This window comes from Pseudomonas sp. Marseille-Q5117 (assembly GCF_946901175.1).
GTDB classification, from domain to species: Bacteria; Pseudomonadota; Gammaproteobacteria; order Pseudomonadales; family Pseudomonadaceae; genus Aquipseudomonas; species Aquipseudomonas iranensis.
The window spans coordinates 214,193-228,604 of record NZ_CAMPPP010000004.1; the positions used below are offsets into that span (position 1 = coordinate 214,193).

The following is a 14,412-nucleotide window of genomic DNA, read 5'->3' on the forward strand; positions in this document are numbered from 1 at the left end:
CATCGGGAAATACCTGCTTATTCTTCGCTGGTGTGCACTTTGCGGTGCAGGATCGCCTGGAATTCATCGGCGAAGGTGTAGTAGCGGCCCAGCAAGGTTTCGCTGCGCGCAGCAAAACGGTTGTAAGCGATGACCGCCGGGATCGCAGCGAACAGGCCGATCGCGGTGGCGATCAGGGCTTCGGCGATACCCGGAGCAACGGTGGCGAGGGTCGCTTGCTGAGCGCTGGCCAGACCGCGGAAGGAGTTCATGATCCCCCACACGGTACCGAACAGACCGATATACGGGCTGACCGAACCGACGGTGGCGAGGAACGGCAGGCTCTGCTCGAGCTTCTCTTCTTCGCGCGAGATGGCCACGCGCATGGCACGGGCGACACCTTCCATCACGGCTTCAGGATCGACACCTGGCTGCTGACGCAGACGGGAGAACTCCTTGAAACCGGCACGGAAGATCTGCTCCACGCCCGAATCCGGATCAGGGTTGCTGCCAGCCTGACGGTACAGTTTGGACAGGTCGATACCCGACCAGAAGCGCTCTTCGAAGCTCTCCAGGGCGCGTCGACCGGCGCGCAGCAAATTGCTGCGCTGAAAGATCATGATCCATGAGGTCACCGATGCGGCCACCAGGGTCAACATTACCAACTGCACCACGATGCTGGCATTGCTGACCAGGCTCCACATGGAGGAATGGTCGACGACGTTAGCTTCCACGCTTTATCTCCTGCTTTGAGTGTGTACCCGGGCCGACCGCGTCGGCGAAGGCCGCACGCAGGTCTTCGGGAAGGGCCCGGGGTTTCAAACTGTCGGTGCGCACGCAGGCCACCAAAAACTGCCCTTCGCAGAGCAGCACATTATCCGTGGCCCGCCTGACCTGCTGCTTGAAGCGCAGGCTGGCACGGTTCAATTCGATTACATCAGCGCTTACCAGCAGTTCGTCATCCAGTCGCGCCGGCGCGTGGTAGCGCGCTTCGCTGGAATGCACGACGAACAACAGGCCCTCTCCGGCAAGCACAGATTGGGCAAAGCCCAGTTCCCGTAGCCGCTCGGTTCGAGCCCGTTCCATAAACTTGAGGTAATTAACGTAATACACGATGCCGCCCGCATCGGTGTCCTCGTAATAAACGCGACAACGATGTGCGAACGGCTCAAGCCCGTTTTGCGCGCGCATACTCTAGTGCTTACTCCTCAGGTTGCCAATCCGGCCAGACAACTGTTTTTCGTAGTTTCAAAGCTTTAACGCAAAAGTACCGTCGTCTGACAGTACAAACCCTGAATAAATCACCAGCAAATGTGTATCAATCGTCGACGGCGTCGAGAAACTCGTCTGCCACGGGCATCTCGCCCATGCGTGACGGAACATTCAAACCAAAGTGCAGGTAGGCATGCCGCGTCACCACCCTGCCCCGTGGCGTGCGCATGATATAGCCCTGCTGGATCAGATACGGTTCGAGCACGTCTTCAATGGTGTGGCGCTCTTCACTGATCGCCGCCGCCAGACTGTCGATACCGACCGGGCCGCCGTCGAACTTCTCGATCATGGTCAGCAGCAGCCGCCGGTCCTGGTGATCGAAACCGTGTTCATCGACGTCCAGCAGGTTCAGCGCCAGATCCGCCACCGCTTTGGTGATGTGACCCTTGGCGCGGACTTCGGCAAAGTCGCGCACCCGTCGCAGCAGACGGTTGGCAATTCGCGGCGTGCCACGGGCGCGACGGGCGATCTCGAACGAACCTTCCGGGTCCAGCGGCAGACCGAGAATCGCCGCCGAACGACTGACGATGGTTGCCAGATCCGCCGTGCTGTAGAACTCCAGGCGCTGGACGATACCGAAGCGATCACGCAACGGGTTGGTCAGCATGCCCGCGCGGGTGGTGGCGCCGACCAGTGTGAATGGCGGCAGATCGAGTTTGATCGAACGCGCCGCCGGCCCCTCGCCAATCATGATGTCGAGCTGGAAATCTTCCATCGCCGGGTACAGCACTTCTTCAACGATCGGCGACAGACGATGGATTTCGTCGATGAACAACACGTCGTGCGGCTCAAGATTGGTCAGCAACGCGGCCAGATCACCCGGGCGTTCCAGCACTGGCCCGGAGGTGCTCTTGATCGACACACCCATTTCCTGGGCAATGATGTTGGCCAGCGTGGTCTTGCCCAGCCCCGGTGGGCCGAAGATCAGGGTGTGATCGAGGGATTCACTGCGGCCACGCGCAGCCTGGATGAACAGCTCCATCTGCTCGCGCACGGTCGGCTGGCCAATGTAGTCGGCCAGACTGACCGGGCGGATGGCCCGATCCTGGACTTCTTCGCGCTCGCGCGGGCTGTGCGCGGCGGCGATCAGACGATCAGCTTCAATCACTTAAATCATTCCCTTCAGAGCGCGGCGGATCAGGTCTTCGCTGCTCAGGTTCTTGTCTTTGATCGCGGAAATCGCCTTGCTCGCTTCCTGCGGCTTGTAGCCCAGCGAGATCAACGCGCTGACCGCATCGGTCTCGGCGCTGTTGACCGGCGCCGGGCCGTCCGGCTGATTCGGCACCAGCGCGAACATCGCCGGCGAGGTTTCCCAGGCCTTGAAGCGGTCTTTCAATTCCACCAGCAGACGCTCGGCGGTCTTCTTGCCAACCCCCGGGACCTTGGTCAACGCCGAAGTGTCCTGAGATTGCACGCAGCGCACCAACTCATCGACTTCCAGGCTCGACATCAACGCCAGCGCCAGTTTCGGTCCGACCCCGTTGAGCCGGATCAGCTCGCGAAAGAAGTCTCGCTCACGCTTGCCGGCAAAACCATAGAGCAATTGCGCATCTTCGCGTACGACCAAATGGGTGTGCAGGGTCAGCGGTTCACCGACCGACGGCAACCGATAAAGCGTGGTCATCGGCACTTCCACCTCATAGCCGAGGCCATTGACATCGAGAATCAGGTGCGGCGGCTGTTTCTCAGCCAGGGTGCCGCGCAAGCGTCCAATCACGTTTTGAATCCTTGAGCGCTGGCCAGCCGTGGGCTGGCGACGATTGAAGGTGGCTTGCGCGCCGGCAACACAGGCACCGCAAAGCCACTTTCAGGAAAATTGATGCTGATGCTATCAGAGACGCAGGCGCCCGCCACGACTGCGTGCGGTTCCCAGCCCGTGCGGCAGCAGGCTTGAGCGCGTGTGCGCATGGCAAATGGCGATCGCGAGGGCGTCGGAGGCGTCGATCTGCGGCTTGCTGGTCAACTTGAGCATGTGCATGACCATCATCTGCACCTGCTCCTTATTGGCCGCACCAGTCCCGACGACGGCCTGTTTGACTTGCGTGGCGGTGTACTCGGCGATCTCCAGACACTCTTCGGCGCCGGCGACAATCGCAGCGCCCCGTGCCTGTCCGAGCTTCAGCGCCGAGTCGGCGTTTTTCGCCATGAACACTTTTTCAATACCCATGGTCACCGGGCCGTAGGTCTTGATGATTTCGCGCACGCCGCGATAGACGATTTGCAGACGCTCATGCAGCTCGCCGGAGCCGGTGCGAATGCAGCCCGAGGCCACATAGATGCAGCCACCCCGCCCGGTATCGCGAACGATCCCGTAACCGGTGATGCGCGAACCGGGGTCGATACCAAGGATTAGAGTCATAAAGCCTGCAGATTCATAAAAACGATTTACCTGACAGCCAATAGCAAATGTGGGAGCGAGCCTGCTCGCGAAGGCGGTATGTCAGCAGATACAGGTGCTGAATGACACACCGCTTTCGCGAGCAGGCTCGCTCCCACAGGGAAGACTAGTCGCTTATCAGCCAAGCTGAGCGGCGACGTCTTCCGGGATATCCGCGTTGGAGTAGACGTTCTGCACGTCATCCAGATCCTCAAGCATATCGATCAGCTTGAGCACCTTCTCCGCACCTTCCAGATCCAGCTCGGCACTGGTGGTCGGCTGCATGACGATTTCCGCATCATCGCCCTTGAACCCGGCCGCTTCCAGCGCGTTGCGCACCGCATAGAAACCGGTGAACGAGGTGAACACGTCGATCGAACCGTCGTCGTGAGTGACCACGTCATCGGCATCGGCTTCCAGCGCCGCTTCGGTCAGTGCGTCTTCATCGACACCCGGGGCGAAACTGATCTGGCCCTTGCGCTCGAACAGATAGGCCACCGAACCGTCGGTGCCGAGGTTGCCGCCACACTTGCTGAACGCATGACGCACAGCAGCAGCGGTACGGTTGCGGTTGTCGGTCATGCACTCGACCACCACCGCCACGCCGCCCGGGCCGTAACCTTCGTAAGTCAGTTCTTCGACGTTGTCCGCTTCAGTGGCACCGGCACCGCGCGCAACCGCGCGATCGATGATGTCGCGACTCATGTTGGCGCTCAACGCCTTGTCCAGGGCCAGGCGCAAACGTGGATTGGAACCCGGATCACCGCCACCCTGACGGGCCGCAACGGTCAGTTCACGGATCCACTTGGTGAAGATCTTGCCCCTCTTGGCATCCTGACGTTCTTTGCGGTGCTTGATGTTTGCCCACTTGGAATGACCTGCCATAACTTGCTCCGAATGCTCTTTGAAACCTTGCCCGCCCTGCCGAGGCAGCGGCCGGCAATTGAAAAATTCGACCTGAGAAAGAAAAAAGGCGCATCCGAAGATGCGCCTTCAGGCCCGTCTTACTCAGCCTTTGGCGTTTCGCGCAGGCGAATGTGCAGCTCGCGCAGTGCCTTGGCATCGACCACGCCCGGAGCCTGCGTCATCACGTCGGCAGCACTCTGGGTTTTCGGGAAGGCGATCACTTCACGGATCGACTGGGCGCCGGTCATCAGCATCACCAGACGGTCCAGACCGAAAGCCAGACCACCGTGCGGCGGTGCACCGTACTTCAGCGCGTCGAGCAGGAAGCCGAACTTCTCTTCCTGTTCCGCTTCGTTGATGCCCAGCAGGCGGAATACCGCTTGCTGCATTTCCTTGCGGTGGATACGGATCGAACCGCCGCCCAGCTCGGTGCCGTTCAACACCATGTCGTACGCACGGGACAGTGCGCCGGCCGGGTTGGCTTCGAGTTCCTGCGGGGTGCACTTCGGTGCGGTGAACGGGTGGTGCAGCGCCGAGAAGCTGCCGTCGTCGTTCTCTTCGAACATCGGGAAGTCGACGACCCACATTGGTGCCCACTCGCAGGTCAGCAGCTTGAGGTCGTGACCGAGCTTGATGCGCAGCGCGCCCAGGGCTTCGCTGACGATCTTGGCCTTGTCGGCACCGAAGAACACGATGTCGCCATCGACTGCGCCAACGCGATCGAGGATCACGTTGAGCTTGTCTTCCGGGATGTTCTTCACGATCGGCGATTGCAGACCTTCAACACCGGCGGCACGCTCGTTGACCTTGATGTACGCCAGGCCCTTGGCACCGTAGATGCCGACGAACTTGGTGTAGTCGTCGATCTGCTTGCGCGGCATGCTCGCCCCGCCTGGAACACGCAGTGCGGCGATGCGGCACTTCGGATCGTTGGCCGGGCCGCTGAACACCTTGAATTCAACTTCCTTGAGCTGGTCGGCAACGTCGACCAGTTCCAGCGGAATACGCAGGTCCGGCTTGTCCGAACCGTAGCGGCGCATGGCTTCTTCGAAGGTCATGTGCGGGAATTCGCCGAATTCCAGATCCAGCACTTCCTTGAACAGGTTGCGGATCATCTGCTCGGTCAGGCCCATGATCTCTTTTTCATCGAGGAAGCTGGTCTCGATGTCGATCTGGGTGAATTCCGGCTGGCGGTCGGCACGCAGGTCTTCGTCACGGAAGCACTTGGCGATCTGGTAGTAACGGTCGAAGCCGGCCACCATCAGCAGTTGCTTGAACAGCTGCGGCGATTGCGGCAGGGCGAAGAACGAACCGGCGTGGGTACGGCTCGGCACCAGATAGTCACGCGCGCCTTCCGGAGTGGCCCGGGTCAGGATCGGCGTTTCGACGTCGAGGAAGCCGTTCTCGTCGAGGAAGCGACGGATGCTGGTGGTCATGCGCGAACGCAGACGCAGCTTCTCGGCCATTTCCGGACGACGCAGATCGAGGAAGCGATAGCGCAGGCGGGTTTCTTCGCCGACGTCGGAGAACTCGTTGAGCGGGAACGGCGGGGTTTCCGACTCGTTCAGCACTTCCAGTTCATAACCGAGCACTTCGATCATGCCCGAGGCCATGTTGGCGTTGGTCGCGCCGGCCGGACGCAGACGCACCTTGCCGGTGATCTTCACGACGTATTCGCTGCGCACGCGATCGGCGGCGGCGAAGCTCTCGGCGCGATCCGGGTCGAACACCACCTGGGCCAGACCATCACGATCACGGATGTCGAGGAAAATCACCCCGCCGTGGTCGCGGCGACGGTGAACCCATCCGCAAAGGGTAATTTCCTGGCCTTCCAGGCTTTCGTTCAGTTGGCCGCAATAGTGGCTGCGCATCATGGTGTGGTTCGCTTCTCGTAATTCGAAATTCGGTGGAGATCCCGCCGCCATCAAGCAAGGCGGAAACTCACGCGTGTCGTTCGTTCAGGGTTGGAACCCTAGTCAGCTTTGTCGCCACCGGCCAGATTCTTCTTGGCTCCGGTCTTGAAGTCGGTCTCGTACCAACCGTTGCCGCTGAGGCGAAAACCCGGCATGGACAGCTGCTTCTTCAGTTCGGGCGCCTGGCAGGCAGGGCAATCGACCAACGGTGCGTCGCTGATCTTCTGAATGGCTTCCAACTGATGACCACAGGAAGCACATTGGTAATCGTACATTGGCATGGAGGTGTCTCGGCGATCAGATTGCTGCCGCGCGCAGGGCTTTGCGGCGAAAGCGCGGGATTATATCGATTAAATGCAGGCTGTGCAGCCGTAACGCTGCACAGCCTGCAACCTCGTTGCAACCGCCGTTTCAGCGCGAAACGGCGGGTGCGAGATCTTTGATCCCTTTCATGACACAAACCACCCGTACCAGCGCACTGAAATTCTTCACCCCGCCGTAACGCAGATGCACCTCGCGATCGACGTGGGATAACAGTGTGCTGACCGAACAATGATTGTCCTCGGCCATGCCGCCGAGAATATTCCAGTAGACCTGCTCCAGGCGCAGGCAGGTCGCAAAACCGTTGAGGCGAATCGATCGCGACAACGGCCGGATCAGATTCATGTCGAACTCGCTGACAAACGGGTCGACTTTAATTACGTGCCGCGAAGCCGACATCCTGTCGCTTCGCCTGTCTCCTTCTACCATAGCGTTGACACTCCTTTGCCATGACTGCTGATTTATAAGGCAACATCCTGCGCCTTCATAAAAACCCAGTGACAAAGTTAGCGCCATACGACTTGTTGACCAGCCTCGTAGGATAAGCCAACGACAACGGTAAGAGTCTGGAGAGCATGCGGACGACCTCACGCCGTCCGCAGCGGCCGGGTCACTCCTCGAGCAGCGCGCGCAGCATCCACGCAGTTTTCTCGTGCACTTGCATACGCTGGGTCAGCAGGTCAGCGGTCGGCTCGTCGCTGACCTTGTCCAGCAGCGGGAAGATACCGCGCGCGGTGCGGGTCACCGCTTCCTGGCCTTCGACCAATTGCTTGATCATGTCCTCGGCGCTCGGCACACCGACTTCTTCTTTAATAGAAGAAAGACGCGCGTAGGTCGCGTAGGCACCCGGCGCCGGGAAGCCCAACGCGCGGATACGCTCGGCGATCGAATCGACGGCCAGCGCCAGCTCGTTGTATTGCTCCTCGAACATCAGATGCAGCGTGCGAAACATCGGGCCAGTGACGTTCCAGTGAAAGTTATGGGTCTTCAGATACAGCACGTAGGTGTCCGACAGCAGCCGCGACAGCCCTTCGACGATGGATTTGCGGTCTTCTTCGCTGATACCGATATCAATTGCCATGCTTACCCCCTAACAGTGATTGAATTCATCCAGCAGGTTCAGCCCCACTTTAGCAAGGCATTCGCCGGTATGCAGCCATGAAAGGGCGAACAGACTGCGACAAATCGACCGTTTCTCTGCCGCTGGCCGGGCTGATTTGAGTAGCCGCAGGCTTTGCTGTTAAATAGGCAGTGTGTCGCCATGCCCTATTTTTCGGGGCGTTGCGCATAGGCTGATGCCGTGTACGTGTCCACCGCCTCTTATTTTGTCCTGAAGCGAACCGTGCGCCTTCAGCTCTTCCTTGTGAGCCGTCATAACGTGAGCCAATCAAAATGTTGAAAATCGTCCACCTGCTAATGGGCGCAGCAGCCTTGCTGCTGTCGTTCATACCCAGCCTGAAAGCCGAAGCCGTTCCTTACCTGCAACAGCCCGATGCACTTTACCTGGCCTTTTTCGGCCTGCTGAACCTGGTCATCGCTCCAGTGATTCCCTACTGGAACAAAGGCCCGCGCCAGCATCTGCAAAATCTGGTCAGCGCCCTTCTGGTACTGACTGTCGTCCTGCAAACCTTGACCCTTATCGCGCCGATGCCGGTCATCGCTGGCCAGCCGGCGGTGTTGTTCAGCCTGGTGATCGCCCTGGTTGCCGTGCTGCTGCATTTGGCTGTCAGCTTCTACAAATCGTCACCGGCCGCTGCGCCGACTACCTATGACATGAGCAATCGCGATACCGGCACCGTGAAGTGGTTCAACACTTCCAAGGGTTTCGGGTTTATCTCCCGGGATTCCGGCGATGATATTTTCGTGCACTTTCGCGCCATTCGTGGCGAAGGCCACCGCGTCCTGGTCGAAGGCCAGCGCGTCGAGTTCTCGGTGATGAACCGCGACAAGGGCCTGCAAGCCGAGGACGTGATCGCCGCTCTGCCGCGTCGCTGATCCAAAGCAAAAAAACCGCGAACAGCCTGGCTGTTCGCGGTTTTTTTATGCCTGCCGAATGGCTCAATAATGCGGCGGTGGCGCATCTTCTTCAAAAGCACCGAACTGCCCGACCATTTCTTCGTGACGCTTGATCAGCGCTTCCATCTGCAATTGCAGGCGCTCGATGACTTTCTGCTGGGCCACCAGCACATCGTTCAAAGCCTGAATGGTGTCATCCTGAAAGGCCAGACGGCTTTCCAGATCGGTTACGCGCTCTTCAAGGCTCATGACTCAGCCCTCCACAAAGGTGAATTCTTCGGTCAGCACCAGACGCAAGCGCTCGCGAATGGCTGCTACCTGTTCCGCGCTGTACGGCTTGGCCGGGTGCCTGCCCCAGACCGGCGCCGGCCAGGCGGCGTCGTCGCGTTTACGCACGATCACATGCATGTGCAACTGACTGACAACGTTACCCAGGGTTGCCACGTTCAGCTTGTCGGCGTCGAACGAATCCTTGAGTAACTCGGCAAGGGTGTTGGTTTCCCGCCATAGCTGTTGCTGATCGGCGACATCCAACTGAAACAACTCGCTTATATCCTCGCGACGAGGTACCAGGATGAACCAAGGGTAATTGCTGTCGTTGGACAGCAACAGCCGGCACAACGGAAAGTCGCCGATGACCAGGGCGTCCTGTTGAAGTCGTGAATCCAAAGCAAACACTGTGAGCACTCCCGCTGATCCTATGACTCAGCTTAGCGGCGGCGCCGTGAAAGCAGCGCGCCAAGCGACAGAACGGCAGCATACCTGCGAATGCAGCGGGCTTCACGCTTCCCTCCGACAGTAATTCAGTAAGCGCGCCGACATAAGACATTTATCTCGCCGACGCACCAATACAGCCCCGGACATGAGCCTTGACGTGAAGATCCGCATGAAAACCCCTGATCTGTCGACCCTCGAATCGGGCGGCGCCAGTTTTACTCGGGCCCGATTGTGATTTTTTTGCACCAAAACTGCACAACACGTCTACGCTCAGTGGGTCGGGCATCCGCCAAATACTCAATGCGGGGTGAACCGGTAACGTTTTTGGTTGTCCTGCGCGTCTTTGGTGCGTTGCAACACCATTGGGGGATCGTCGTCAAGCCCGTAACAAAACAGCCCCGAGACCCCGTTTTCACAAGGTTTTCACATCTGAGAGCTGCACACAGAAAAATAACCGCAGCGTTTTTGCGGTTTGTGCACGCTTGTTGCATTCGTAAAGGTATGGACTATAAGCGCACCACTGGAAGTGGTCGCCTGAAGCCAATAAAAACAGTGGCAGGGTTGCCCGATGGAGATTCAAGTGTTTTGCCAGGGACTCTTTTTTAGCGATGCAAAAAGGCCCGGAAACAGCGATAAAGTTGTCAGCCCGGTTGCATCGGTACTGTGGATTTGCGACATCCAGCGCTCCTTCTGCGACAACGCCGTAAAGAGGCTGAAAGGTTGATTTCGCAAGTATCGCCAACAATGTCGGCGTGATATAAGTTTGCGCCGACACAAAAAGAAAGAGCCGCCCAGATAATAAAACAGGTGGGACGGCAGTACTCTTCTAAAAACCAAAGGAGCAAATCACGATGCGCGTGATGAAGTGGAGCATGATCGCCCTGGCTGTTGCAGCAGGCACCTCGCAGTTCGCAATGGCGTCTTCTCAGGATGAATCGAAAGGTTTTGTTGAAGACAGCAGCTTCAGCGTCAAGACTCGCATGCTGTATATGAACCGTGATTTCAAGAACGAAAACCTGAAAAGCAGCCCGTCGGGTGAGCGCCAGGGCTATCGTGAAGAAACCGGTATTGGCATGCATGCCATTTACGAGTCCGGCTTCACCCAAGGCACCATCGGTGTAGGTGTAGACGCTTTCGGTCTTGGCTCCATCAAGCTGGACACTGGACGCGGCCGCACTGGCAACGGTCTGTTCGCTCCCGATAGCGACGGCAGAGCTGAAGATACTCAGTCGAAAAGCGGTGGAGCAGTCAAGTTCCGTCTTTCCGACACCGTCCTGAAATACGGTAACCAGTTTGTCGCCAGCCCGGTTTTTTCCACCGACGACAGCCGCTTGCTGCCTGAGACCGCTACCGGCACCATGCTCGTATCCAAAGAGATCCCGGGCCTGGAACTGAGCGCAGGTCGCTTTACCGCGCTGAGCGCGCAAAGCCAGATGGGTCGTGACTCCATCGTTGAAGGTGGCCTGAAATCCGCTGACATCGCCGGTGCTACCTATCAGTTCACCGACAGTTTTGTCGCCGGTGTTGCAGCATCCGACGTGGAAGACCACTTCAAGAAGCAATACGTCAATCTGAACTACACCCTGCCGATCAACGACGAACAGTCTCTGAACTTCGATTTCAACGGGTACAAGAGCAAGAGCCAAGGTCAAGACCTGTCCGGCGACATCGACAACCGCATCTGGTCCCTTAGCGCTGCTTACAGCATCGGCGCGCACAAATTCACCCTCGCCCACCAGCGCTCCAGCGGTGACACCGGTTACGTGTACGGCGTGGACGGCGGCGGCACTATCTTCCTCGCCAACTCCGTGCAGTACTCTGACTTCAACGGTGCAGACGAGCGTTCGTGGCAGGGCCGTTATGACCTGAACATGGCCACCTTCGGCGTACCTGGTCTGAGCTTCATGACCCGTTACATCAAAGGTGACAACATCAGCACCGGCGCTGAAGAGGGCAAAGAGCACGAACTGGACTTCGAATCCAAATACGTTATGCAAAACGGTCCAGCGAAAGACTTGTCTTTCCGCCTGCGTAGCGCCTGGTATCGCTCCAACACTTCTTACAACGGTGGTGATAACAACGACCTGCGTTTGATCGTTGAATATCCACTGAGCATCCTCTAATAAGGTTGCGAAGCTGACGTACTGTAGAGCTCTGCTCTAACAAAACCGCCCTCCTGAATCAGGAGGGCGGTTTTTTTATGGATGAATAACTGATCAAACAGAAAAAACATTAGCCAGCTACTTATTAGCCCGCATAGTTTTATCCCGCCGATAAAAAACCCGAGAGTGCGCACACTGCTCGGGTTTTATATTAGTTGCTGACTGCCAAGCCAACTTCAAAGACGATTACTGCGTGGCAGATTCCTGCACTACGCGTATAACCCGCTGCGGAAACGGAATATCAATCCCGGCAGCCTTCAAACGATCTCGCGCCTGTTCATTGAACATGAACATCACATCCCAATAATCCGCAGTTTTAACCCATACGCGCAGGGAAACAGTGATCGAGCTGTCACCCAATGTCGAAATCACTGCCTGTGGCTCCGGGTCCTGCATGACGCGGGGATCCTTGGCCAGATCCAGCAATACCTGACGGGCCTTCTGCAGATCCGCTTCGTAATCCACGCCCACATCGAACACGACTTTGCGGGTTGGCTGGCGGTTGGTGTTGGTGATGATGCCGTTCGACAGGTTGCCGTTGGGCAGGATGATGGTCTTGTTGTCGCCGGTACGCAGCACGGTGTGGAAAATCTGGATGCTGTCGACGGTACCCGCTACACCTTGGGCTTCGATCCAGTCACCGATACGGAACGGACGGAACAGCAGAATCAGCACGCCGCCAGCGAAGTTGGCCAGGCTGCCTTGCAAGGCCAGACCGATCGCCAGACCGGCAGCACCGATGGCCGCGACGAACGAGGTGGTTTCGACGCCGATCATCGACGCGACGCTGACAATCAGCAGCACCTTGAGAATGATATTGGCCAGGCTGCTGATAAAGCCTTGCAGCGCGAGGTCGGCATTGCGCAGAGCGAGCAGACCGCCGAGTTTCTGCGTGACCTTGTTGATCAGCCACCAGCCGATGGCCAGGGTAATCACTGCCAGCAGTACGCGGCTGCCGTATTCCATGATCATCGGGATCCACGCCTGGGACGCCTTGACCAGGTGGTCCACTTCCGCATTCAAATCCATGTTCTATCTCCTGATTTCCGGCTTCCCGGGGTGTATTCAAAACAACTGTGGGAGCGAGCCTGCTCGCGAATGCGGCGTGTCAGTCAACTTTTCGCTGAATGAAACACCGCATTCGCGAGCAGGCTCGCTCCCACATAGCCTTCAGACCAAGCTTAGTCGCGGAAGTTGTTGAACTGCAGCGGCATGCCGAATTCCTTGGCACGCAGGGCCGCGATCGCTTCCTGCAGGTCGTCGCGCTTCTTGCCAGTGACACGCACCTGCTCGCCCTGAATGGCGGCCTGGACCTTGAGCTTGGCTTCCTTGATGTGGCCGACGATCTTCTTCGCCAGCTCTTTGTCGATGCCTTCCTTGAGGATGGCGTCCTGCTTCATCAGCTTGCCCGAAGCGTAGGCGTCCTTGACCTCGAGGCATTGCACGTCGATCTTGCGCTTGGTCAGCGCCAGCTTGAGGATTTCGATCATCGCTTCGAGCTGGAAAGCGGCTTCGGCGGTGAGGCTGACGGTCAGGTCTTTTTCCTTGAACTCGAAGCTGCCTTTGCCTTTCAGGTCATAACGACGATCGAGTTCCTTCACGGCGTTCTCGACCGCGTTGGTGAGTTCGTGTTTGTCCAGTTCGGATACCACGTCGAACGACGGCATGTAATCTCTCCAATAAAAAGGCGCGCTCGATGTGGATGGAGCGCGCTTGGCTTGCGGTTAAAATCGGGCTCATTATAACGGGTCTTTTCCTACCGATACGGCGAGCCGCACATGCCTGCAAGCAATCGAGCAAAAAACTGATGTCGACCACCTGGCACGTACTTGGCGCCGGCAGCCTCGGCACACTCTGGGCGACACGTTTGGCTCGCGCCGGCTTGCCGGTGCGCCTGATCCTGCGTGATGCGGCGCGCTTGCAAAGCTACGAGGCAGTGGGCGGATTGACCCTGGTAGAAAACGGACAAGCTCATACCTATGCAGTTCCCGGCGAAACCCCGGACAGCCCCGAGCCGATTCGCCGATTGCTGGTTGCGTGCAAGGCCTATGACGCCGAAGAGGCCGTCGCCCGCCTCGCTTCCCGCCTCGCGCCGGACGCCGAACTGATCCTCCTGCAAAACGGCCTCGGCAGTCAGGACGCCGTCGCCGCGCGGGTGCCACAGGCGCGCTGCATCAGCGCCTCCAGCACCGAGGGCGCGTTCCGTGATGGCGATTGGCGCGTGGTGTTCGCCGGTCACGGGTTCAACTGGCTGGGCGATGGCGCAAATCCGCTGGCGCCGGTCTGGCTGGACGATCTGCAAGCGGCGAACATTCCCCATGAATGGAGCGCCGACATCCTTACTCGCCTGTGGCGCAAACTGGCGCTGAACTGCGCGATCAACCCGCTGACCGTGTTGCACAACTGCCGTAACGGCGGGCTGAGCGAGCATCACTGCGAAGTTGCCACACTCTGTGCTGAATTGACCGAACTGCTCGAACGCTGCGGCCAACCCGCTGCGGCGGACAATCTGCAAGCGGAAGTCGAACGAGTGATCCACGCCACCGCCGCCAATTACTCTTCGATGTATCAGGACGTCGCCAACCAGCGCCGCACCGAGATCAGCTATCTGTTGGGCCACGCCTGCAAAGTTGCCGAGCGCCATCAGTTGCATCTGCCGCATCTACACCAGTTGCAGCAACGCCTGATCGCTCATCTGCACAAGCGTGGATTGCCCAGCGACTGAGCAGCCGCTAGGCTGACGACTTGT

The 14,412-nt window shown here is 58.5% G+C and carries 18 protein-coding genes; 3 read left to right on the forward strand and 15 right to left on the reverse strand.

What is annotated here, in order from left to right:
* Window positions 1-17: 17 nt before the first annotated feature.
* The 10 genes from tolQ to OC605_RS09495 all read right to left on the reverse strand — a co-directional run bounded on the left by tolQ (window position 18) and on the right by OC605_RS09495 (window position 7,849).
* Entirely contained in the window at window positions 18-713 is a 696-nt protein-coding gene (tolQ, locus tag OC605_RS09450; protein WP_008080223.1) for a protein TolQ, read from the reverse strand.
* Window positions 703-1,170 (reverse strand): tol-pal system-associated acyl-CoA thioesterase, encoded by a 468-nt coding sequence (gene ybgC / locus OC605_RS09455; RefSeq protein WP_130927192.1) that lies wholly within the window; start codon window positions 1,168-1,170, stop codon window positions 703-705. Before ybgC ends, tolQ begins: the two co-directional genes overlap by 11 nt.
* 127 nt (window positions 1,171-1,297) lie before the next feature.
* Window positions 1,298-2,359 (reverse strand): Holliday junction branch migration DNA helicase RuvB, encoded by a 1,062-nt coding sequence (gene ruvB, locus OC605_RS09460; protein WP_024014087.1) that lies wholly within the window; start codon window positions 2,357-2,359, stop codon window positions 1,298-1,300.
* Complete coding sequence (ruvA, locus tag OC605_RS09465) at window positions 2,360-2,968, reverse strand: Holliday junction branch migration protein RuvA (protein ID WP_024014088.1); 609 nt, start codon at window positions 2,966-2,968, stop codon at window positions 2,360-2,362.
* A gap of 114 nt (window positions 2,969-3,082) precedes the next feature.
* Window positions 3,083-3,610, reverse strand: a complete 528-nt coding sequence (ruvC, locus tag OC605_RS09470; protein WP_016773501.1) for a crossover junction endodeoxyribonuclease RuvC — start codon at window positions 3,608-3,610, stop codon at window positions 3,083-3,085.
* 156 nt (window positions 3,611-3,766) lie between these two features.
* Window positions 3,767-4,513 carry a YebC/PmpR family DNA-binding transcriptional regulator gene (locus OC605_RS09475; protein ID WP_262136749.1) on the reverse strand — a complete coding sequence of 249 codons (747 nt, stop codon included), beginning with the start codon at window positions 4,511-4,513 and terminating at the stop codon, window positions 3,767-3,769.
* 119 nt (window positions 4,514-4,632) lie between these two features.
* Window positions 4,633-6,408, reverse strand: a complete 1,776-nt coding sequence (gene aspS / locus OC605_RS09480) for an aspartate--tRNA ligase (protein ID WP_024014090.1) — start codon at window positions 6,406-6,408, stop codon at window positions 4,633-4,635.
* A 98-nt stretch (window positions 6,409-6,506) separates the two neighbouring features.
* Window positions 6,507-6,728: an FmdB family zinc ribbon protein gene (locus OC605_RS09485; protein ID WP_016773499.1), complete on the reverse strand. Its 222-nt coding sequence runs from the start codon at window positions 6,726-6,728 to the stop codon at window positions 6,507-6,509.
* Between the two features lie 130 nt (window positions 6,729-6,858).
* Entirely contained in the window at window positions 6,859-7,197 is a 339-nt protein-coding gene (locus tag OC605_RS09490; RefSeq protein ID WP_262136750.1) for a ribbon-helix-helix domain-containing protein, read from the reverse strand.
* Window positions 7,198-7,378: 181 nt separating this feature from the next.
* Window positions 7,379-7,849, reverse strand: a complete 471-nt coding sequence (locus tag OC605_RS09495) for a Dps family protein (RefSeq protein WP_016773497.1) — start codon at window positions 7,847-7,849, stop codon at window positions 7,379-7,381.
* A gap of 311 nt (window positions 7,850-8,160) precedes the next feature.
* Here OC605_RS09495 and OC605_RS28015 point away from each other — a divergent pair, with 311 nt between their 5' ends.
* Window positions 8,161-8,763 (forward strand): cold-shock protein, encoded by a 603-nt coding sequence (locus OC605_RS28015; RefSeq protein ID WP_016773496.1) that lies wholly within the window; start codon window positions 8,161-8,163, stop codon window positions 8,761-8,763.
* Window positions 8,764-8,826: 63 nt separating this feature from the next.
* Here the strand turns inward: OC605_RS28015 and OC605_RS09505 are convergent, their stop codons facing one another.
* The 3 genes from OC605_RS09505 to OC605_RS09515 form a co-directional block, all read right to left on the reverse strand.
* A complete protein-coding gene (locus OC605_RS09505; protein WP_039758193.1) occupies window positions 8,827-9,033 on the reverse strand; it encodes a SlyX family protein in 207 nt (68 codons plus the stop codon).
* Window positions 9,034-9,036: 3 nt separating this feature from the next.
* On the reverse strand, window positions 9,037-9,462 hold the full coding sequence (locus OC605_RS09510) for an HIT family protein (RefSeq protein ID WP_262136751.1): 426 nt from the start codon (window positions 9,460-9,462) through the stop codon (window positions 9,037-9,039).
* Between the two features lie 451 nt (window positions 9,463-9,913).
* A complete protein-coding gene (locus OC605_RS09515) occupies window positions 9,914-10,276 on the reverse strand; it encodes a hypothetical protein (RefSeq protein ID WP_262136752.1) in 363 nt (120 codons plus the stop codon).
* A 76-nt stretch (window positions 10,277-10,352) separates the two neighbouring features.
* Between OC605_RS09515 and OC605_RS09520 the strand changes: the two genes are divergently transcribed.
* Complete coding sequence (locus OC605_RS09520) at window positions 10,353-11,624, forward strand: OprD family porin (protein ID WP_071173364.1); 1,272 nt, start codon at window positions 10,353-10,355, stop codon at window positions 11,622-11,624.
* 225 nt (window positions 11,625-11,849) lie between these two features.
* On the opposite strand, the gene OC605_RS09525 is transcribed toward OC605_RS09520, so the two are convergent.
* Complete coding sequence (locus tag OC605_RS09525) at window positions 11,850-12,692, reverse strand: mechanosensitive ion channel family protein (protein ID WP_016773492.1); 843 nt, start codon at window positions 12,690-12,692, stop codon at window positions 11,850-11,852.
* Between the two features lie 152 nt (window positions 12,693-12,844).
* Entirely contained in the window at window positions 12,845-13,330 is a 486-nt protein-coding gene (locus OC605_RS09530; RefSeq protein WP_016773491.1) for a YajQ family cyclic di-GMP-binding protein, read from the reverse strand.
* 140 nt (window positions 13,331-13,470) lie between these two features.
* Here OC605_RS09530 and OC605_RS09535 point away from each other — a divergent pair, with 140 nt between their 5' ends.
* A complete protein-coding gene (locus OC605_RS09535) occupies window positions 13,471-14,388 on the forward strand; it encodes a putative 2-dehydropantoate 2-reductase (protein ID WP_136492851.1) in 918 nt (305 codons plus the stop codon).
* Window positions 14,389-14,412 lie beyond the last annotated feature (24 nt).